Annotated in this window: 16 protein-coding genes; 11 read left to right on the top strand and 5 right to left on the bottom strand. The window is 68.5% G+C overall.

Annotated elements, in window-relative coordinates; genetic code table 11:
* Positions 1-12 precede the first annotated feature (12 nt).
* Positions 13-936, bottom strand: coding sequence for a LysR family transcriptional regulator (locus tag ACZ9AQ_RS05995; RefSeq protein ID WP_429201984.1), 924 nt, complete (start codon positions 934-936; stop codon positions 13-15).
* Positions 937-1,103: 167 nt separating this feature from the next.
* On the opposite strand from ACZ9AQ_RS05995, the gene hmgA reads away from it, so the two are divergent.
* The 5 genes from hmgA (at position 1,104) to ACZ9AQ_RS05970 (ending at position 7,140) form a co-directional block, all read left to right on the top strand.
* A complete protein-coding gene (gene hmgA, locus ACZ9AQ_RS05990) occupies positions 1,104-2,444 on the top strand; it encodes a homogentisate 1,2-dioxygenase (protein WP_429202827.1) in 1,341 nt (446 codons plus the stop codon).
* A 120-nt stretch (positions 2,445-2,564) separates the two neighbouring features.
* Complete coding sequence (locus ACZ9AQ_RS05985; RefSeq protein ID WP_429201985.1) at positions 2,565-3,890, top strand: hemolysin family protein; 1,326 nt, start codon at positions 2,565-2,567, stop codon at positions 3,888-3,890.
* Positions 3,891-3,908: 18 nt separating this feature from the next.
* Complete coding sequence (locus tag ACZ9AQ_RS05980; RefSeq protein WP_429201986.1) at positions 3,909-4,721, top strand: redoxin domain-containing protein; 813 nt, start codon at positions 3,909-3,911, stop codon at positions 4,719-4,721.
* A gap of 60 nt (positions 4,722-4,781) precedes the next feature.
* A complete protein-coding gene (locus ACZ9AQ_RS05975; protein ID WP_429201987.1) occupies positions 4,782-5,483 on the top strand; it encodes an MBL fold metallo-hydrolase in 702 nt (233 codons plus the stop codon).
* Positions 5,484-5,751: 268 nt separating this feature from the next.
* Positions 5,752-7,140 (top strand): amino acid permease, encoded by a 1,389-nt coding sequence (locus tag ACZ9AQ_RS05970; protein ID WP_429201989.1) that lies wholly within the window; start codon positions 5,752-5,754, stop codon positions 7,138-7,140.
* On the opposite strand, the gene ACZ9AQ_RS05965 is transcribed toward ACZ9AQ_RS05970, so the two are convergent.
* Entirely contained in the window at positions 7,137-8,435 is a 1,299-nt protein-coding gene (locus ACZ9AQ_RS05965; RefSeq protein ID WP_429201990.1) for a S41 family peptidase, read from the bottom strand. The genes ACZ9AQ_RS05970 and ACZ9AQ_RS05965 overlap by 4 nt on opposite strands.
* Before the next feature lie 413 nt (positions 8,436-8,848).
* Between ACZ9AQ_RS05965 and ACZ9AQ_RS05960 the strand changes: the two genes are divergently transcribed.
* The 4 genes from ACZ9AQ_RS05960 to lpdA are packed head-to-tail and all read left to right on the top strand — an operon-like array spanning position 8,849 to position 13,970.
* Complete coding sequence (locus tag ACZ9AQ_RS05960) at positions 8,849-10,081, top strand: 3-methyl-2-oxobutanoate dehydrogenase (2-methylpropanoyl-transferring) subunit alpha (RefSeq protein WP_429201991.1); 1,233 nt, start codon at positions 8,849-8,851, stop codon at positions 10,079-10,081.
* A 50-nt stretch (positions 10,082-10,131) separates the two neighbouring features.
* On the top strand, positions 10,132-11,142 hold the full coding sequence (locus ACZ9AQ_RS05955) for an alpha-ketoacid dehydrogenase subunit beta (protein ID WP_429202829.1): 1,011 nt from the start codon (positions 10,132-10,134) through the stop codon (positions 11,140-11,142).
* A gap of 4 nt (positions 11,143-11,146) precedes the next feature.
* A complete protein-coding gene (locus tag ACZ9AQ_RS05950) occupies positions 11,147-12,538 on the top strand; it encodes a dihydrolipoamide acetyltransferase family protein (RefSeq protein ID WP_429201993.1) in 1,392 nt (463 codons plus the stop codon).
* 4 nt (positions 12,539-12,542) lie between these two features.
* Positions 12,543-13,970 (top strand): dihydrolipoyl dehydrogenase, encoded by a 1,428-nt coding sequence (gene lpdA, locus ACZ9AQ_RS05945; protein WP_429201995.1) that lies wholly within the window; start codon positions 12,543-12,545, stop codon positions 13,968-13,970.
* A gap of 76 nt (positions 13,971-14,046) precedes the next feature.
* On the opposite strand, the gene ACZ9AQ_RS05940 is transcribed toward lpdA, so the two are convergent.
* Together ACZ9AQ_RS05940 and ACZ9AQ_RS05935 are read right to left on the bottom strand one after the other, a co-directional pair.
* Positions 14,047-14,688: a TetR/AcrR family transcriptional regulator gene (locus ACZ9AQ_RS05940; RefSeq protein ID WP_429201997.1), complete on the bottom strand. Its 642-nt coding sequence runs from the start codon at positions 14,686-14,688 to the stop codon at positions 14,047-14,049.
* Between the two features lie 151 nt (positions 14,689-14,839).
* A complete protein-coding gene (locus tag ACZ9AQ_RS05935) occupies positions 14,840-15,238 on the bottom strand; it encodes a hypothetical protein (protein WP_429201999.1) in 399 nt (132 codons plus the stop codon).
* Positions 15,239-15,513: 275 nt separating this feature from the next.
* On the opposite strand from ACZ9AQ_RS05935, the gene ACZ9AQ_RS05930 reads away from it, so the two are divergent.
* Together ACZ9AQ_RS05930 and ACZ9AQ_RS05925 are read left to right on the top strand one after the other, a co-directional pair.
* Positions 15,514-17,112 carry a methyl-accepting chemotaxis protein gene (locus ACZ9AQ_RS05930; RefSeq protein ID WP_429202001.1) on the top strand — a complete coding sequence of 533 codons (1,599 nt, stop codon included), beginning with the start codon at positions 15,514-15,516 and terminating at the stop codon, positions 17,110-17,112.
* 243 nt (positions 17,113-17,355) lie between these two features.
* Positions 17,356-18,969 (top strand): methyl-accepting chemotaxis protein, encoded by a 1,614-nt coding sequence (locus ACZ9AQ_RS05925; protein ID WP_429202003.1) that lies wholly within the window; start codon positions 17,356-17,358, stop codon positions 18,967-18,969.
* A gap of 80 nt (positions 18,970-19,049) precedes the next feature.
* Here ACZ9AQ_RS05925 and ACZ9AQ_RS05920 read toward each other — a convergent pair whose 3' ends face one another.
* Positions 19,050-20,039, bottom strand: a complete 990-nt coding sequence (locus ACZ9AQ_RS05920; RefSeq protein WP_429202005.1) for an IS1595 family transposase — start codon at positions 20,037-20,039, stop codon at positions 19,050-19,052.
* Between the last annotated feature and the right edge of the window lie 118 nt (positions 20,040-20,157).

Below are 20,157 nucleotides of genomic sequence, written 5' to 3'. Positions count from 1 at the left end.
TTTACTACTGACTCAGGTTTCCGCGAACACGTCGGCCAGGAGTCCCCGCAGCCACTGGCTGCCCGGATCCTGGTTGAAGCGGCGGTGCCAGAAAATATTCGTCTGCAGCGGCGGCAGGTCGAGCGGCGGCGTCGCCCATTCGAGCCCGAACGGCGCGGCCGCGCGCTCGGCCAGTTTTTGCGGCACCGTCACCACCAGGTCGCTGGTGCTCACGATATACGGCACCGCCGTGAAATGCGGCACCCTGTAGCGTATCCCGGGCCCGTGCGCCGCCTGCCCGACACCGGCCCTGGCCAGCGCCGCGTTCACCCGGTCGTACGGACTGTCGGCGGCGTCCACCAGCAGGTGCTCGGCCGCGACGAAGCGCTCCAGCGTCAGCTCGCCGCGCGCCAGCGGGTGCCCCTTGCGGAACATCGCCACGAACGGCTGGCGGAACAGGTGGCGCTGGTACAGCGCCTCGGAGACGTCCTCGAACGGCCCGACCGCCAGGTCGACCCGCCCGCCTTCCATCTCTTCCTTGAGCGACAGCGTGGCCACCCGCACCGAGCTGATCTCGACGTGGGGCGCCAGCTGGCGGCAGCGCTCGATCAGGGTCGGCATGAAATACACTTCGCCGACGTCGGTCATGGCCAGCATGAAGCGCCGGTTGCTGGACCCTGGCTCGAAGCGGCTGCGCTGGTTCAGGGCCAGCGCCACCTGCACCATCGCCGCCCCGATCGGCTCGGCCATCTGGCTCGCCAGCGGGGTGGGCTGCATGCCGCTGGCGGTGCGCACGAACAGCTCGTCGCCGAAGCTGCGGCGCAGCCGCGCGAGCGCGTTGCTCACGGCCGACTGCGACAGCCCCAGGCGCCGGGCGGCCGACGAGATCTGGCGCTCCCGGTAGACCTCGTGGAATACCGAGAGCAGGTTCAGGTCGATATCGTGTGCTTCGATCATGTACCGTGTGCTTCGTTCATGGATTTCCCCGGCTGCCGGCCGCACCGGCGACTGACATGCATTGTCCACGCCAGGGCCGTGGCCCGAACAGTAATATTTATGATATGAATAGTCTACATTCTTCTATTCATCTCGTAAAAGATGGCGGAGTATTCTAGAGTGGCGCCATCGACGACACGACCCACCATCCAGGAGACCCCATGCGCCACGAGCCCGGCCATCCGTCCGCCTACATGAGCGGTTTCGGTAACGAGTTCGCCACCGAAGCCCTGCCCGGCGCCCTGCCCCGGCACCGCAATTCGCCGCAGCGCGTGGCTTATGGCCTGTACGCCGAGCAGCTGTCCGGCACCGCCTTCACCGCCCCGCGCAGCCAGAACCGGCGCTCGTGGCTGTACCGCATCCGTCCGGCGGCGGTGCACGGCAGCTTTGTGCCCCTGGACGCCCCGCGCCTGGCGGCCCGCTTCGACACGCCCGCGCCGCCGAACCAGCTGCGCTGGAGCCCGCTGCCGATGCCCCATGCACCGACCGACTTCATCGACGGCTGGGTGACCATGGCCGGCAACGGGTCGCCGGATGCGATGAGCGGCTGCGCCATCCATCTGTACGCGGCGAATCGCGCGATGGAGGGCCGCTATTTCTATGACGCGGACGGCGAACTCCTGATCGTGCCGCAGCTGGGCCGGCTGTCGATCGCGACCGAGCTGGGCCTGCTGGAGGTAGAGCCGCAGGAAATCGCCGTGATCCCGCGCGGCGTGCGCTTCCAGGTGCTGCTGCCCGACGGCGCGGCGCGCGGCTACATCTGCGAGAACTTCGGCGCCCTGCTGCGCTTACCCGACCTGGGCCCGCTCGGCTCGAACGGCCTGGCCAACCCGCGCGACTTCCTCACGCCGAGCGCGCGCTACGAAGACCTGGAGGGCGAATTCGAGCTGGTGACCAAGTTCGGCGGGCGCCTGTGGCGCGCCCCGATCGGTCACTCGCCGCTGGACGTGGTGGCCTGGCACGGCAACTACGTCCCCTATAAATACGACCTGCGCCACTTCAATGCGATCGGCTCGATCAGCTACGACCATCCCGACCCATCGATCTTCCTGGTGCTGCACGCGCCGTCGGACACGCCGGGCGTGGACACGCTCGACTTCGTGATCTTCCCGCCGCGCTGGCTGGTGGCCGAGGACACCTTCCGCCCACCCTGGTTCCACCGCAACGTCGCCAGCGAATTCATGGGGCTGATCCACGGCGCCTACGACGCCAAGGCCGAAGGCTTCGTGCCGGGCGGCGCCAGCATCCACAACTGCATGAGCGGGCATGGGCCTGACGCCGCCACCTTCGACAAGGCCAGCAGTCTCGATACCAGCCGCCCGCAGAAGGTGGGCGACACCATGGCCTTCATGTTCGAGACCCGCGCCGTCCTGGCGCCGACGGCGCAGGCGCTGGCTTCGCCCCAGCTGCAGGACGACTACCAGCAGTGCTGGGCCGGCATCCGCAAGCAGTTCCGGCTCACGCCCTGAATCGCCTGCGCACGCTGCGGTCTTCCGGGATTTTGTCATTTATGCCATGATTCGCCGGCAGGCCATGGTGGCCTGCCCGGTCACGGCCCGGCATGACCGGTCATGGGGCAAGAGCCCAGCATGTCAGACATATTGATCATCCTCGTCCTGATCCTGTTGAACGGGGTATTTGCGATGAGCGAACTCGCGCTGGTCTCCGCCAAGCGCATGCGCCTCGAACGACGCGCCGAAGAAGGCAGCCGCGGCGCCCGCACCGCCATCGCGCTGGCCGACAATCCCAGCCATTTCCTGTCCACCGTCCAGGTGGGCATCACCCTGATCGGCATCTTCACCGGCGCCTTCGGCGAAGCCTCGCTGGTGTCGCGCCTGACCCCGCAGATCGAAACCGTCACCGTGCTCGCGCCGTATGCGTACGAGATCGCGCTGTTCATCGTGGTGCTGGCGATTACCTTCGTCTCGATCGTCCTGGGCGAGCTGGTCCCGAAACGCATCGCCATGCGCCATCCCGAGACCATGGCCACGCTGATCGCGCCGCCGCTGAACATGCTGTCGCTGATCATGTCGCCGTTCGTCAAGGTGCTGTCGCTCACCACCGAAGCGATCGTGCGCCTGTTCGGCATCCACGACGCCAAGGAAGACGCGCCGACCGAGGAAGACATCACCGGCATGTTCAAGGAGGGCACCGACGCCGGCCTGTTCGAGAAGACCGAATACGACATCGTCTCGCGCGCGCTGCGCCTGGACGACCGCCACCTGAAGGCCCTCATGACGCCGCGGGTCGACCTGGTCATGATCGACCTCGACGCCGAGCGGCGCGACATACTGGAGCTCATCAGCTGCCACAGCTACAGCCGCTTTCCCGTCTACCGCGGCGACCGCGCCCAGATCCTGGGCTACGTGAAAGTGCGCGACCTGCTGGTCCAGGCGGTGCGCCATGGCTCGCTCGAGGCGATCAACATCGAGCACGCGGTTTCCGACGTCCTGTTCGTGCCCGAGACCGTGAGCGCCATGGTGCTGCTCGAGCTGTTCAAGAAGAACCGCGCCGAACTGGCCCTGATCGTCGACGAGTACGGCGACATCCAGGGCATGGTCACCCTGTCCGACGTGATGAGCGCGCTGGTGGGCGACGTCACCGTGATCGGCGAAGAGAACGACCCGGACGCCGTGCAGCGCCAGGACGGCAGCTGGCTGATCGACGGCGGCGTGGACCTCGACCGCTTCCGCGACCTGATGAACACCGACGTGCGCTTCCCGGACGAAGGCACCGGGGCCTACCACACGCTGGCCGGCTTCGTGCTGTACCATTTCGGCTACATTCCCAAGACGTCCGAATTCTTCGAATGGGACGGCTACCGGATCGAGGTGGTCGACATGGACGGCAACCGCATCGACCGCATCCTGGTGCAGCAATTGCCCGAGCCGCCGCCGGTCGTCGACGAAGCCTGACCCGGCCGCCCGCGCACCATGGACGCCGTCAGGCTCGGTTCCCTCGTCATTCCGCTGTCGGCCATGCTGGTGGTGCTGGCCCTGCTGGCGGCCACCACCAGCGCCGACTGGCTGCGCCGCCGGCGCGGCGTCGACGCCGGCGCAGTGCTGTGGCGCATGATCGTGACGGGCTTTCTGGCCGCGCGCGCCGTTTTCGTCCTCAAGCACCACGACATCTATCTGAAGGCGCCATGGAGCGCGCTGGACATCCGCGACGGCGGCTTCGAGCCGGTGGCCGGCCTGATCGTCGCCGGCGTGGTCGGCGCCGAACTGACCCGGCGTCACGCCGCGCTGCGCCGCCCGCTGCTGGCCAGCATACTGGCCGGCGGCGCGGTCTGGATCGGCGGCCTGCTGGCGGCCCAGGCGCTGGCGCCGCCGCGCCCGCCCTTGCCGGACCTGATGGTGCGCCAGCTCGATGGCGCCGAGGTGCCGCTACGCAGCCTGGGCGGCCCCGCCCCCCGTCCGCTGGTGATCAACCTGTGGGCCACCTGGTGTCCCCCCTGCCGGCGCGAGATGCCCGCCATGCAGGCCGCGCAGGCGGCCAACCCGGACATCGGCTTCGTGTTCGTCAATCAGGGTGAATCGGGCGTGGCGGTGCGCCGCTTCCTGGCCACCCAAGAGCTGCGCCTGCAGAACGTCGTGATCGATCCCGCCGGCCAACTCGCGGCGCGCACCGGCGCCGTCGGCTACCCCACCACCCTGTTCTACGATGCCGACGGCAAGCTGCGCCTGCGTCACGTCGGCGAGCTGTCGGAAGCGACGCTGCGCGACAAGCTGGCCAGCCTGCGCTGAACGGCCTCCCCGCCGCCAGCGACTTGTGGTACAACGGACGGGGCAACCGAGGAAATATCCATGCAAGTCAATCCGATCCAGCTGTTCGACGCCGAATCGTCGACCTTTACCTATATCCTGGCCGCGCCCGGCAGCTACGACGCCGTCATCATCGACCCGGTCGACCGCCATTTCACGCGCGACCTGGCGCATGTCGAGCGACTCGGCCTGCGCCTGACCCACGTGCTGGAAACCCACGCCCACGCCGACCACGTGACCTCGGCCGGCCGCCTGCGCGAGCGCACCGGCGCCACGGCCTGCGTGCCGAGCGGATGCGACATCCCGCCGGCCGAAGTGCAGCTGCAGGACGGCGACCAGATCCGCTTCGGCCTGCACGAGCACATCGCCGTGATCCACACGCCCGGCCATACCGCCGGCAGCATGTGCTATCTGTGGCGCGGCAACCTGTTCACCGGCGACACCCTGCTGATCGACGGCTGCGGCCGCACCGACTTCCAGAGCGGCAGCGCCGGGCGCCTGTACGACAGCGTCACCCGCAAGCTGTTCGCGCTGGACGACCATGTGCGGGTGTGGCCGGGCCACGACTACAAGGGCCAGTCGGTATCGACCATCGGCTGGGAGCGGCGCCACAATGCGCGCCTGGCCAACCGCAGCCGCGACGATTTTTTGGCCCTCATGGGCGCGCTCGACCTGCCGCATCCGCGGATGATCGACGTCGCCGTGCCGGCAAACCGCAATCTCGGCCTGCCGCACGGCGTGTGACAGCGCAGAACCTACCGGGATAGGTTCTTAGTAGCGCCAGGTGCGCTTGGGCGCCGGCGGGCGCTTCAGCACCTTCGTTTGAAACTGTTTCCAGATCAGCCCTGCCAGGGCCATCATGATCATCTTGCGCATGGTTTCTCCTCGGTAGTCGTCGGCGGCTTGCCGTCAGCCCCAGCATAGCGCGAGCCTCGACTTGGCGGCGCAGGTTTGCCTGGCCCGGAGGATGCAGTAGAATCCCTGTCTTTCTGGCAAGACCAAGAGACGGACCATGGCCGACGGGCACAACGAACTCAAGCGCGGGCTGAAGAACCGCCACATCCAGCTGATCGCGCTTGGCGGCGCCATCGGCACCGGCCTCTTCCTCGGCATCGCCTCGACCATCCAGATGGCCGGCCCCTCGGTGCTGCTGGGCTATGCGATCGCCGGCGCGGTGGCCTTCCTGATCATGCGCCAGCTCGGCGAGATGATCGTCGAGGAACCGGTGGCCGGCTCGTTCAGCCACTTCGCCGACAAGTATTGCGGGCGCTGGGCCGGCTTCGTCTCGGGCTGGAACTACTGGGTCATGTACATCCTGGTCAGCCTGGCCGAGCTGACCGCGCTCGGCATCTACATGCAGTACTGGTTCCCTGACCTGCCGACCTGGGTCTCGGCGCTCGGCTTCTTCATGCTGGTCAACGCCATCAGCCTGCTCAACGTGAAGGCGTTCGGCGAAATGGAATTCTGGTTCGCCGTGATCAAGGTGGTCGCGGTGGTCGGCATGATCGTGTTCGGGGTGTACCTGCTGGTGGGTGGCGGCGCCGGTCCCGAGGCGGGCGTGGCCAATCTGTGGCGGCACGGCGGCTTCTTCCCGCACGGCGTGGCCGGCCTCGCGATGGCGATGGCGGTGATCATGTTCTCGTTCGGTGGCCTGGAACTGATCGGCATCACCGCCGCCGAGGCGGACGATCCGGCGCGCACGATCCCGCGCGCCACCAACAACGCCTTGTACCGGATCCTGATCTTCTACATCGGCGCGCTGGCCGTGCTCCTGATGCTGTATCCGTGGCAGAAAGTGGTGACGGGCGGCAGCCCCTTCGTGCTGATCTTCCAGGCGCTCGACAGTGGCTGGGTCGCCAACGTCCTCAACCTGGTCGTGCTGACCGCCGCGCTGTCGGTGTATAACGGCTGCGTGTATGCCAACAGCCGCATGCTGTTCGGCCTGGCCGAACAGGGCAATGCGCCGGCCTCGTTCAAATACACCAACCGGCGCGGCGTGCCGCTGGTGGCCCTGGGCGTGTCGGCGCTGGCCACCGGATCGGCGATCGCGATCAATTATTTCCTGCCGCGCGAGGCGCTGGGCATGGTCATGGCCCTGGCCACGGCCGCCCTGGTGCTCAACTGGGCGATGATCTCGTGGAGCCACCTGCGCTTTCGCCGCTACAAGGACAGCCGGGGGGAGCGCGCGAGCTTTCGCAGTCCGTGGTTCCCGCTGTCGAACTACGTGTGCCTGGGCTTCGTCGCGCTGCTCCTGCTCGTGATGCTGCTGACGCCGGGCCTGCGCATCTCGGTGCTCCTGATTCCGGTGTGGCTGGCGGTGCTGGGCTGCGGCTACTGGCTGCGCGAGCGGCGAGCGGCGGCCCGGGCGGCTCAGGCAGCGACGACCGCGGGCCGCCTTTAATGGCGCACGGGGCCGGTCGTCTCGAGCAGTGCGCCCGGCCGGCCCCCGGCCGGGGGGGCCAGGATGAAACGCGGTAGCGTGATCGCGAGGCCGGAATGCGGCAGTCTGGCGTCGCGCACGCCACCGGACTGGGTCTGGCGGGCGGCGCCGCCGGCGCCCACCAGCGTGGCGAAACCGAAATCGCGCATGACGTTGGCGAACAGGACGGCCGACGAATAGGTGCCGGGACCGATCCGGACCTCGGTCCGGCCCTGGAAACGCAGGGGATTGGCGGGCTGAGGTTGGCGCCAGGTCGCGATCTCGCCGCGCATGGGCTGGGCGGGGGAACCCGCCGGGGCGCGCGCCAACCCGCGGTAGGTGGAGCCGGTCCGGTACGGCCGCGTGGCCAGATAGGGCATCAGGCCATCGATCCAGACCGCGTCGTCGCCCCCACCGTTCCTGCTGATGTCGATCACCAGGCTGGTCACGCCCTGCGCGCGCATCCGGGCGAAGGCCTCGCGCGTAAACGCCATGAATAGCGCGGGATCGGGCAGGCTGAAGGTGTCGACCGTCAGCACCGCGCGGCGGTCCGGGCCGATGGCCAGGTCGAAAGCCCGCCGCGCCTCCTGCGCCAGGATGCGCGGCAGCCTGCGTCGGGCGGGAATGGCGACCGTGCGCCGCACACCTTCCTGTTCCAGCTCCAGTTCGTAGGTATCGGGCGCGCCGAACATCTTCCAGTAGTACCACCACCAGCGCTGGCCCAGCAGGTTCGCCCGGAAGCGCGGCGTATCGCCGTGCACCATCGACGACAGCGTCGTCACGAGTTCCTTCGCGGCCACGCCATTGACGGACAGGACCCGGGCCGGCCCGGCGTCGGCCTCGGCAAACAGCGACGGCGCCCCATCCGGATCGACGCTCACTTCGAACGGAAACAGGCTGCCGCCCGCCGCCAGCCAGGCGCGCGTTTCCTGGCGCCAGTCCGGATAGCCAATAAAGAAATGCCCGTCTGCCAGCAGCGCGTTGACCGACGCCAGGCGTCGCCAGGCTTCGTCGCGCGTGAGCGTGGGCGGCAACCCGTGCCCCCCTTGCGCGATCCGGTCCAGTGCAACGTGCATGGCGGGCGCGTCGGTCGAAAATGCCGGGTCGGGGTGCATGCGGGCAATCATGGCGCGCACGAAGGCGACATCTTCGCGAAATTGCGCTGCCGTGATCCGCTCCGGGCCGCCGCCCGCAGCCGCCATGTCCGCGCACAGCAGCAGGCACGCCGCCAGACCTGCGCGCGCCAGGGACATGAAAGACCGGGGACATTGATGCATGCGCGCTCCAGGACGTTGCCAGATACCTCATTAGTCATGGAACGCATCCTCGCACCGCGCGGGCTGGACGACACGCGGTTTGCGACGAAACGCAACATCGTGCGACGAGCGCAGGTAAACGCGGTTCAGGGCCGGTCGTTCATCCATTCACTTAGCCCTGCCCAACAAGCGCGCTGCCCCGATGCGCTATCGTCGCCGCTGAGCCCGCGGTGTGCGGCGCACCCATGGCGCATGGCTTGCCGCGGGCGCGCCAGTCCGGGCGTTTCGCGCCCAACGGCGAAGTGCGGGCACGGCGCGGCGCCCGCCTATGCTGCACAGCAATATGAAAATAGTTACGCGCAGTTGACGTAAACGTCAACTAAGGGTCTATGATGCCTCTTGCTGCAAAACACCTCAAAAGGGAAAGCATATCTATGAGCCAGAGCAAACCTCTGTCGCTGCACGTACCGGAGCCTACCGGCCGCCCGGGCTGCAAGACCGATTTTTCGTTTCTCCAGGTGAGCGCTGCCGGTTCGGTCCGGCGTCCACCGATCGATGTCGCGCCGTTGGAGACCAGCGACATCGCCCAGCAACTGATCCGCGTGCTCGACGAGCACGGCAACGCCGTCGGCCCGTGGGCCGAGGAGCCCGACCGCGAGCTGCTGCGCTTTGGCCTGCGCACCATGATGAAGACCCGCGTGTTCGATGCGCGCATGGTGATCGCCCAGCGCCAGAAGAAGATGTCGTTCTACATGATCTCGCTCGGCGAGGAAGCGATCGGCACCGCCCACGCCCTCGCGCTGCAGGACGGCGACATGAATTTCCCCACCTACCGCCAGCAAAGCCTCCTGATGGCGCGCCAGGTGCCCATGGTCGACATGATCTGCCAGCTGCTGTCCAACGAGCGCGATCCTCTCAAGGGCCGCCAGCTGCCCGTGATGTACTCGGTGCGCCAGGCCGGCTTCTTCACCATTTCCGGCAACCTCGCCACCCAGTACCCGCAAGCGGTGGGCTGGGCGATGGCGTCCGCCATCAAGGGCGACACAAAAATCGCCTCGGCCTGGATCGGCGACGGCGCCACCGCGGAATCCGATTTCTCGACCGCCCTCACCTTTGCCCATGTGTACCGCGCGCCGGTCATCCTCAACGTGGTCAACAACCAGTGGGCGATCTCGAGCTTCCAGGCGATCGCCGGCGGCGAGAGCGTGACCTTCGCCACGCGCGGCATCGGCAGCGGCATCGCCTCGCTGCGTGTGGACGGCAACGACTTCCTGGCCGTGCTGGCGGTCTCGCGCTGGGCCGCCGAGCGGGCGCGCAGCAATCTCGGCCCCACCCTGATCGAATGGGTCACCTACCGCGCCGGCCCGCACTCGACCTCGGACGATCCTTCGCGCTACCGCCCGGCCGACGACTACGCCCGCTTCCCGCTGGGCGACCCGATCGCCCGCCTGCGCCAGTACCTGACCAACCTGGGCTGGTGGTCGGACGCCGAGCACGAAGCCGTGCAGGCCGAACTCGAGGCCGAAGTGCTGGCCGCGCAGAAGGAAGCCGAGAGCTACGGCACCCTGGGCGACGAGCGCGCGCCGAGCGCCGCGACCATGTTCGAGGACGTCTACAAGGACATGCCGGAGCACCTGCGCCGTCAGCGTCAGCAGCTGGGAGTATGAAGATGGCACGAGACGATCAACCGAAAGAAACGGCGAATCTGCCACAGACGATGCCGATGACCATGATCCAGGCGCTGCGCTCGGCCATGGACGTGATGATGGAACGCGACGGCAACGTCGTGGTGTACGGCCAGGACGTCGGCTACTTCGGCGGCGTGTTCCGCGTCACCGACGGGCTGCAGGCGAAGTACGGCAAGTCGCGCGTGTTCGACGCGCCGATCTCGGAAGGCGGCATCGTCGGCACCGCGGTCGGCATGGCCGCCTATGGCCTGCGCCCCGTGGTCGAGATCCAGTTCGCCGACTATTTTTATCCGGCCACCGACCAGATCGTGTCCGAGGCGGCGCGCCTGCGCTACCGCTCGGCCGGCGAATTCACCGCCTCGATGGTGATCCGCATGCCCTGCGGCGGCGGCATCTATGGCGGCCAGACCCACAGCCAGAGCCCCGAAGCCTTCTTCACCCACGTGTGCGGCCTGCGCACCGTGATGCCGTCGAACCCGTACGACGCCAAGGGTCTCCTGATCGCCTCGATCGAGAACGACGATCCGGTGATCTTCCTGGAGCCCAAGCGTCTCTACAACGGCCCGTTCGACGGCCACCACGACCGGCCGGTCGTGCCCTGGTCCGGCCATCCGAAGGGCGAAGTCCCGCCCGGCTACTACACCGTCGACCTCGACAAGGCGGCGATCGTCCGCCCCGGCAACGACGTCACCGTGCTGGCCTACGGCACCATGGTCTGGGTCGCCGAGGCGGCGGCGCGCGAGTCCGGCGTCGACGCCGAGGTGATCGACCTGCGCAGCATCTGGCCGCTCGACCTCGACACCATCGTCGACTCGGTCAAGAAGACCGGCCGCTGCGTGATCGTGCACGAAGCGACGCAGACCAGCGGCTTCGGCGCCGAACTGGCGGCGCTGGTGCAAGAGCACTGCTTCTACCAGCTGGAGGCGCCGATCGGGCGCGTCGCCGGCTGGGACACCCCGTATCCGCATGCGCAGGAATGGGCTTATTTCCCGGGGCCCGACCGCGTCGGCGCGGCCCTGAAACGCGTGATGGAGGGTTGAGGCAATGGGTATTCACGTCATCAAGATGCCCGACCTCGGCGAAGGCATCGCCGAAGTCGAAGTGGTGGCCTGGCACGTGCAGCCGGGCGATGTGGTCAGGGAAGACCAGGTGCTGGCCGACGTCATGACCGACAAGGCGACGGTCGAGATCCCGTCGCCGGTCGCGGGCACCATCGCCAGCCTGGGCGGCGCGATCGGCCAGTCGCTGGCCGTGGGCGCCGAACTGATCCGCCTCGACGTCGAAGGCGCCGGCAACCTGAAGGACCACGGCGGGCCCAAGGCCAGCCAGGAACCGGTCAGGACGGCCGCCGCCGCCGCGCCGGCCGAGGAAGTGGCCGAACCGCAGCTCGAGGCCGTCGCGGGCGGCGCGGCCGGCGACTCAGCGGCGCCGGCCGCTTCTGCAGCCCCTTCTGCAGCCCCTTCTCCAGCCCCTGCGCCGGCCCCGACCTCCAGGCCGGCGCCGAGCGCACGTCCGGCCTTGGCGTCCAGGGGCGCGCCCCAGCTGCGCGCCGAAGGCGACAAGCCCCTGGCGGCGCCAGCCGTGCGCCAGCGCGCCTGGGACCTGGGCATCGAGTTGCAGTTCGTGGCCGGCAGCGGCCCGGCGGGCCGCATCACCCACGCCGACCTCGACGCCCACGTGGCGGGTCGCCGCGGCGGCGCGGCCAATGGCGGCCCTGACGAGCGCTATGCCGAGCAGCATGGCGAACACGCGACCCAGGTGATCGGCCTGCGCCGCAAGATCGCCGAGAAGATGCAGGAAGCCAAGCGCAACATCCCGCACTTCACCTATGTCGAAGAAGTCGACGTCACCGAACTGGAAGCGCTGCGCCTGCAGCTCAACGCGCGCTACGGCGCCGAGCGCGGCAAGCTGACCCTGCTGCCGCTCCTGATGCGCGCCGTGGTGCTGGCCCTGCGCGAGTTTCCGATGATGAGCGCGCGCTACGACGACCAGCACAACCTGCTCACCACCTACGACGCGGCCCACATCGGCATCGCGGCCCAGACCGAGCACGGCCTGATGGTGCCGGTGGTGCGCCATGCCGAATCGCGCGACCCGTGGTCGAGCGCGACCGAGATCGCGCGCCTGGCCGAGGCCGCGCGCGCTGGCCGCGCCACGCGCGAGGAGCTCACCGGCTCCACCATCACGATCACCAGCCTCGGCGCGCTGGGCGGCATCGTCACCACGCCGGTGATCAACCGCCCGGAAGTCGCCATCGTCGGCGTCAACCGCATCGTCGACCGTCCGGTGATCAGGGATGGCGCCATGGTGGCGCGCAAGATGATGAACCTGTCGTCCTCGTTCGACCACCGCGTGATCGACGGCATGGTGGCGGCCCAGTTCGTGCAGGCGATCCGCGGCTACCTCGAATTTCCCGCAACCCTGTTCGTGGAGTGAGCCGATGGAGACGATCAACACCACCTTGCTCATCATCGGCGGCGGCCCCGGCGGCTACGTGGCCGGCATCCGCGCCGGGCAGCTGGGGATCCCGGCCATCGTGGTCGAGGGCGCGACCCCCGGCGGCACCTGCCTGAACATCGGCTGCATTCCGTCGAAGGCGCTGATCCACGCGGCCGACGAGTATCACAAGGGCGCCACCTATGCGGCCCAGGAGTCGCCGCTCGGCATCAGCGTCGAGTCGCTGCGGATCGACCTGGCGCGCACCGTGGCGTGGAAGGACGGCATCGTCAAGCGCCTCACCGGCGGCGTCGGCTCCCTGCTCAAGAAACAGGGCGTGCGCGTGGTGCGCGGCTGGGCGCGGATCCTGGACGGCAAGACCGTCGAAGTCGAGGCCGATGGCCAGGAAACGCTGCGCATCCGCTGCGAACACCTGCTGCTGGCCAGCGGTTCGCAGCCCGTCGAGCTGCCGTTCATGCCGTTCAGCCACGATGGCGGCCCGGTGATCTCGTCGACCGAGGCGCTGGCGCAAGACAGCGTGCCGCGCCGCCTGGTGGTGGTCGGCGCCGGCTACATCGGCCTGGAGCTGGGCACGGCTTACCGCAAGCTGGGCAGTCAGGTGACGGTGGTCGAAGCGGCTGACCGCATCCTGCCGGCCTACGACGCCGACCTGGTGAAACCGGTGGCCAGGTCGCTCGAACGGCTTGGCGTCGAGCTGCGCCTGGCGACGCAGGTACTGGGCATGGAAGACGGAGTGGAAAGCGGCGTGGACGCGGCGCGCGTGAAAGTGCGCGACGCATCCGGCGTCGAGGCCTACCTGGAAGCCGACAAGGTGCTGGTGGCGGTCGGCCGCAGGCCCGCGACCACCGGCTGGGGCCTGGAGAACCTGATGCTCGACATGGCGGGCCGCGCGATCAAGGTCGACGAGCAGTGCCGCACCTCGATGCGCAATGTGTGGGCAATCGGCGACCTCACGGGCGAGCCGATGCTGGCCCACCGCGCCATGGCCCAGGGCGAGATGGTGGCCGAGATCATCGCCGGCAAGCGCCGCTGGTTCCAGCCCTCGGCGATTCCCGCAGTGTGCTACACCGATCCCGAGATCGTCGTGGCGGGGATGTCGCCCTCCGAGGCGCAGGCCGCCGGCATCGACGCCATCCAGGCCAGCTTCCCGTTCAGCGCCAACGGCCGCGCAATGACGATCGAGGGCACGGATGGTTTCGTGCGCGTGGTCGCGCGCAAGGACAACCACCTGATCCTCGGCTGGCAGGCGGTCGGCGTCGGGGTGTCGGAACTGGCCGCGGGCTTTACCCAGTCGATCGAGCTGGGCGCCCAGCTGGAAGACGTCGCCCGCACGATCCACGCCCATCCGACCCTGGGCGAGGCGGTGCAGGAAGCCGCGCTGCGCGCGCTCGGCCACGCCCTGCACGTCTGAACCTGCGCCACCCCGGGGGTGGCTTTCCCGCCCATGCCGGGCGGCTTTCCCACCTGTGCCGGACCGGCGTACCCGCCTACCCCGGTGGGGCGGACGTGCGCGGCGGCGCGACCAGCGCCGCGCCCAGGCGCAGCGCCGCCTCGACCGCCTGCTCGATCGGCGGCTGGTAGCCGTCTTCGATCCAGCGCAGGGCAATGTGAATCACACCGCCGATCACCCCCGCCTGCAGCAGCTCATCGTCCGCCCCGGCGGCCAGCGCGTGCGCGACCTGGCGGCCGATGGCGCGCAACGAAGCGTCGAACGCCTGGTCCACGGCGCGGCTCACGCCCCGGATCTCGACCAGGAACACGCGCGCCGACTGTGGCGCGCGCTGCAGGGCTGTGAAATACGCGTGCAGCATCGCACGCGCGCGCGCCGCCTGGCCGCGCCCGGCGGCTTCGCCCGCAGCCATGATCTCGGCCAGTACCGCATTCGTGACGGCATGGTAAGAATCGATCAGCAGCGCTTCGCTGTTGGCGAACGACTCGTAGAAGTACCGTTCGGTCAGGCCGGCCGCTTCGCACACCGCCTTCACCGTGGCCTGGTGATAGCCGCGCTCGCCGTAGACGGCGATGGCGCCCGCGATCAGGCGGTGGCGGCGCTCGGCGCGACGCTGCTCCTGCGATTGGCCGCGGTAGGAGCGCGTCAGCGCGGGCGGTTTGGAAAACTTGTCATTCATCGCCACATTCTGACACAAACTTGCCGCCGGTCATCAAAATTGCGGCGTGTGCGTGCGCGCAGGCGGGTCGGGACCGGCTGTGGTGCTCCTGCGCCATGCAGTGCCAGCTGAAACCGGCGCTATGCGCCCACCGCCTTCTGGGTGCAGGCGGCTAAGGCTGGCGCCGCGCCGTCCCCTGGTCGTACTCGTCGTCGGCGGCATCGGCCGCGCCTGCCCCAGCCCGACGCTCGGTCCGATGTTCAATTTGACGTTCAGTCCGATAATTTCCAGCAATGCCCGACTGGCGGTTGGCGCCACTCCGGAATCCCTCGTCGGACTGCTCGTCGTTCGAACCGCCGGCCAGCAGGTCGTCGGTGCGACCGGCCTGACTGCCTTGCCCGCCTTGCTGCATCGCACCATCACCCTGGCGCCGGGCCGGATCGTTGCGCTCGGCGCTGGCGCCGACTTCCCCGGTCGCCCCGGCGCCCATGGTTGCCGCGCTGGTGGTGCCCCCGGTGACCTGGTCCCAGCTGCGTCCCTTCACGTCCTTGCCTTCGTCTTGCGTCGCCATGGCATTCTCCCGATGTTCAATAACATGTTGCCCATCCTAGCCGCTGCACGCCTGAAGACAATAGGCGGGCGTCCTCGCCTGCTGTAGGACTGGGCGCGCATGGCATCCAGGCCGATCGGCTCGGGAATTTTGCTGCAAGGCAACACCATTTCATTATTGCGATACACTATCGGTTATCGCATCTCGATTGATGCTTGTTATGTACCGGCCCCGCTGTCGTCTTGCCTTGCGCACGCACGCCGGCGGTCGCGCCGCCAACCAAGAGAGAATATCCAGTGAAAAACCTGAAGATCGGCGCCCGACTCGGGCTCGCCTTTGCCGTCGTCCTTGCCCTGCTGCTGGCCATGGCCGCCACCGCCCTCACCCGCATGCAGACGGCGGGCGACCTGACTTACCGTCTCGTCAATACCAGCACCAAGAACCAGCTGACGGTGGCCGAATGGCGCAAGGCGATCGAGGTGAGCGACACCATGATCGACGCCGTCTACCATGGGGGCGACGCCGGCGTGGTGGCGCAGCTCACGCCGCGCCTGCGCGCGACCATCCGCCAGGCCGAGGCCCTGCAGGCCGACGTCGACGCCAACCTGCTCAACAAGAAGGTGCGCGTCTTCCTGGACCGCGCCAAGGAACTGCGCGCCGGCTATGACGGCGCGCGCGAAGCCGTGCTCGAGGCCAAGCTGGCGGGCGACCCGGTCCGCCTGGAGCAGGCCTATCACCGTGACTTCGTGCCACGCGCCCGCGCCTTCGAGGACGCGCTGACGGAATTCGCCGCGCGCCAGAGCACCGCCACCGCCGGCGTCGGCACCACCATCCTGACTTCGTATGCCGAGACCCGCATCATCCTGCTGGTGCTGGCCGTGGCTGCGGTCGCGCTTGGCGCCGCCTTCGCCTGGTTCATCACCCGTTCGATCACCGCGCCGCTGCGCCAGGCGGTCGAGGTGGCCGAGCGCGTCGCCGACGGCGACCTTGGCAGCCGGGTCGAGGCGCACGGCCGCGACGAGGTGGCCCAGCTGATGGAAGCGCTGGGTCGCATGAACGTCAACCTGGCCGCGATCGTCGGCCAGGTGCGCGACGGCAGCGCGGCAATCGCGCAGGCCTCGGGCGAGATCGCCAGCGGCAACCAGGACCTGTCGCGCCGCACCGAGCAGCAGGCCGGCTCGCTGGAAGAAACCGCCGCCTCGATGGAAGAACTCACGACCACCGTGCGCCAGAACACCGAGCACGCGCGCCGCGCCAACGGCCTGGCCGCCGGCGCTGCCGGCGTGGCCGGCGAAGGCGGGCGCATGGTGAACGAGGTGGTCGGCACCATGGGCCGCATCGACGCCGCATCGCAGCGCATCGTCGACATCATCGGCGTCATCGACGGCATCGCCTTCCAGACCAATATCCTGGCCCTGAACGCGGCGGTGGAAGCAGCGCGCGCCGGCGAGCAGGGCCGCGGCTTCGCGGTCGTCGCCGGCGAGGTGCGCACCCTGGCCCACCGCTCGGCCGCCGCGGCCAAGGAAATCAAGGGCCTGATCGACGACTCGGTGAACCAGGTGCAGCAGGGCACGCAGCAGGTCGCCCGCGCCGGCGCCACCATGGAACAGATCGTGCAGGGCATCGCCCAGGTCACCGCGATCATGGGCGAGATCGCCGCCGCCAGCGAAGAGCAGAGCGCCGGCATCGAGCAGGTCAACACGGCCATCGTCGAGATGGACCGCGTGACCCAGCAGAACGCGGCCCTGGTCGAACAGGCCGCGGCGGCGGCCGATGCGATGCGCGAGCAGGCCGGGCAACTGTCGGCCGTGGTCGGCACCTTCCGCCTTGGACAGGGCGAACCTGCCAGAACCGCGCCGCGCCAGCAGCAGGTGCGCGCCGCCCTGCCGGCTTGAGCAGGGTGCAGGCTGGCCGGTCGGGACGCACGGCCGGCCGGGCCGGCGCGTTAAATTGCAACATGGGATTCTCCACATATTGAAAATTTGCCGCTTGGAAATCCAGTTACTGAATTTGCCAGTTATACTCGGGCCTCGATCCGGCGGTGCCCGCGGCGTTCCTCACAGGAGCCTGCGCGGCGCCAGTCCGGTCCGGCCGTCCGCGGTCCTCCTGCAGATTACAGCAGCCTGGAAACCACCCTCGTGAAAAAACTGAATATCGGCGCCCGCCTGGGCATTGGCTTCGCTACCGTTCTCATCCTCTTGCTCGCCATGAGCGCCACGGCCCTGACCCGCATGCAGTCCGCGGCGGACCTGACCGACCGTATGGTCAACAGCAGCATGCAGAACCAGCGCAGCGTCGCCGAATGGCGCCGCAACATCGAGATCAACAGCTCCATCAACGAAACCGTCTATTACGGCGCCGACGCCGGCATCCTCGACGTGATCGGCCCGCGCCGCCAGGCGATCACCACCCGCTCCAATGCGCTGCAGAAGGAAATCGAAGCGTCGCTGCGCAACCCCGACGTGCGTGAGCAGTTCAAGCTGGTGACGGTAGAACGGCTGGGCTACATGGCCGCGCGCGACGCCCTGTTCCAGGCCAAGCGCGAAGGCGACCAGTCCCAGCTCGACCAGATCTACCGCGAGCAGCTGACGCCGCGCACCGTGTCCTACCTGGCAGCCGTCGACAAGCTTGCCACCCTGCAGATCGCCTCCACCGATGGCGTGGCCCGGTCGATCCTGGCGTCCTACGCCAGCACCCGTGTGATCCTGTTCACGCTGGGCGGCGCGGCCCTGCTGCTGGGCGCCGCCTGCGCCTGGTTCATCAGCCGCTCGATCACGGCGCCGCTGCGCCAGGCGGTCGAAGTCGCCGAACGCGTGGCCGGCGGCGACCTGACCAGCCGCTTCGAGCGCGAGGTGCTCGAGCGCGGCGACGAAGTCGGCCAGTTGATGGCGGCGCTGTCGCGCATGAACGTCAATCTGGCGGCCATCGTCGGCCAGGTGCGCGACGGCACCGCAACAATCGCGCAGGCGTCCGGCGAGATCGCCAGCGGCAACCAGGACCTGTCGAGCCGCACCGAGCAGCAGGCCAGCTCGCTGGAAGAAACCGCCGCCTCGATGGAAGAACTCACGACCACCGTGCGCCAGAACACCGAGCACGCGCGCCGCGCCAACGGCCTGGCCGCCAGCGCCGCCGGCGTGGCCGGCGAAGGCGGCCGCATGGTGAACGAGGTGGTCGGTACCATGGGCCGCATCGACGCCGCATCGCAGCGCATCGTCGACATCATCGGCGTCATCGACGGCATCGCCTTCCAGACCAATATCCTGGCCCTGAACGCGGCGGTGGAAGCGGCGCGCGCCGGCGAGCAAGGCCGCGGCTTCGCGGTCGTCGCCAGCGAGGTGCGCACCCTGGCCCACCGCTCGGCCGCCGCGGCCAAGGAGATCAAGGGCCTGATCGACGACTCGGTGAACCAGGTGCAGCAGGGCACGCAGCAGGTCGCCCGCGCCGGCGCGACCATGGAGCAGATCGTGCAGGGCATCGCGCAGGTCACCGCGATCATGGGCGAGATCGCCACTGCCAGTGAAGAACAGAGCGCCGGCATCGAGCAGGTCAACACCGCCATCGTCGAGATGGACCGCGTGACCCAGCAGAACGCGGCCCTGGTCGAACAGGCCGCGGCGGCGGCCGATGCGATGCGCGAGCAGGCCGGACAGCTGTCGGCCGTGGTCGGCACCTTCCGCCTCGAACACGGCGCGGCCAGCGCCGCGCCAGGCCGTCGCGCGGCGCCGGCCATGCGCCCTGCCCTGGCGGCCTGACCCGGGCCAGCGGTCGGTCGGCGGCGCTGCCGCGACCGACCGCGCGATGAACCCTGCGCAAGACCGCGCCGCGCACCGCGTTAATGTTGGCGCTGTACCCATAAGCTGTTGATGACCCCGAATGCAATGCGCAGCAATTGCTCGATAGATGGTACTCGCCCGCCATCGAGCGCCCAATGCCAGCCCAGGTAGTTGGGCAGCCAGCGCGACGCCACGCCATGAAAGCGCGACAGCCATTCCTTGAAGCGCCGGTGATAGGCGTTGACATGTTGAACATGGATGGCGCCCTCGGCGCCCTTGCGCACCCGTTCGCCGGCACTGACATTGACCGCTTGATGCGCGACGCCGTGGGCGCGGGCGAAGGGGGCATAGGCGGCGTTGGCGTCCGTCACCAGCAGCGCCTGGGGATCGAGTTTCGGCAACAGGTGCCTGACCAGCCGGGCCAATTTTAACGCGCCGCGTCCGGTCACGGCGTCGATGGTCTGGCCGCTGCGGTCGCGCGCCACCAGGATGCAGTCGAGGTGGTGCGAGATTCCGCGCAGGGCGGCCTTGCCGCCGCGCTGGCGCGGCTGGCGATCGAGCTTGCGTGATCCCTTTTGCGATTCGAGCAGGAACATTTCGTCGGCCTCGACGATGCCTGAAAGACGCGCCGGGCGGTCGTCCTTGACCCGGTCGAGAAAGCGATGACGCCAGCGAAAGGCCGTATTGCGGTGCACGCCGACACGCTTGGCCGCAGAGCGGACCGAGCGGGAGTCAAACACCGTTTCCAGATAGGCGAGCCACTTGCCCTTGAGCCTGAGCCGCGCCAGCGGCGTGCCGGTCAGGTCGTTGAAAGTCCGGCCGCATGCGCAGCAGCGGTAGCGTTGCAGGCCGTTGGCCTGGCCATGCCGGTGGCAGCGCTGGCAGGCGCAGTGCGGACAGCGCCTCCCGGTTGACCGGATCTCGCCGATGAGGGCGATCACCCGGTCCAGTCCGGCTGCCGGATGCAGGGCGGCGAGCACCTTCTGGCGCTGAGGCTGGTTTAGCTCTGGCAGCTGGGCGAACAGTTGCGCGAACTGTGGCGCTTTCATCGTACGCTCCCGATCGATGACGACCGGGATTGGACCGCGGGTCAGCTCAGCAGTTCAGTGCTCATCCACAGCTAGCGGTGACAGCGCCTTAATGTTTCAACCACGATCCAGATTGCCT

The sequence above is a fragment of the Massilia sp. UYP34 genome (genome assembly GCF_056279385.1).
This window is presented reverse-complemented; position numbering and strand designations above follow the sequence as displayed.

Excerpts from the sequence above, each read along its gene's own strand:
- ACZ9AQ_RS05995 (WP_429201984.1), bottom strand. The coding sequence starts at position 936 with ATGATCGAAGCACACGATATCGACCTGAACCTGCTCTCGGTATTCCAC.
- ACZ9AQ_RS05985 (WP_429201985.1), top strand. The coding sequence starts at position 2,565 with ATGTCAGACATATTGATCATCCTCGTCCTGATCCTGTTGAACGGGGTA.
- ACZ9AQ_RS05980 (WP_429201986.1), top strand. The coding sequence starts at position 3,909 with ATGGACGCCGTCAGGCTCGGTTCCCTCGTCATTCCGCTGTCGGCCATG.
- ACZ9AQ_RS05975 (WP_429201987.1), top strand. The coding sequence starts at position 4,782 with ATGCAAGTCAATCCGATCCAGCTGTTCGACGCCGAATCGTCGACCTTT.
- ACZ9AQ_RS05970 (WP_429201989.1), top strand. The coding sequence starts at position 5,752 with ATGGCCGACGGGCACAACGAACTCAAGCGCGGGCTGAAGAACCGCCAC.
- ACZ9AQ_RS05965 (WP_429201990.1), bottom strand. The coding sequence starts at position 8,435 with ATGCATCAATGTCCCCGGTCTTTCATGTCCCTGGCGCGCGCAGGTCTG.
- ACZ9AQ_RS05960 (WP_429201991.1), top strand. The coding sequence starts at position 8,849 with ATGAGCCAGAGCAAACCTCTGTCGCTGCACGTACCGGAGCCTACCGGC.
- ACZ9AQ_RS05955 (WP_429202829.1), top strand. The coding sequence starts at position 10,132 with ATGCCGATGACCATGATCCAGGCGCTGCGCTCGGCCATGGACGTGATG.
- ACZ9AQ_RS05950 (WP_429201993.1), top strand. The coding sequence starts at position 11,147 with ATGGGTATTCACGTCATCAAGATGCCCGACCTCGGCGAAGGCATCGCC.
- lpdA (WP_429201995.1), top strand. The coding sequence starts at position 12,543 with ATGGAGACGATCAACACCACCTTGCTCATCATCGGCGGCGGCCCCGGC.
- ACZ9AQ_RS05940 (WP_429201997.1), bottom strand. The coding sequence starts at position 14,688 with ATGAATGACAAGTTTTCCAAACCGCCCGCGCTGACGCGCTCCTACCGC.
- ACZ9AQ_RS05935 (WP_429201999.1), bottom strand. The coding sequence starts at position 15,238 with ATGGCGACGCAAGACGAAGGCAAGGACGTGAAGGGACGCAGCTGGGAC.
- ACZ9AQ_RS05920 (WP_429202005.1), bottom strand. The coding sequence starts at position 20,039 with ATGAAAGCGCCACAGTTCGCGCAACTGTTCGCCCAGCTGCCAGAGCTA.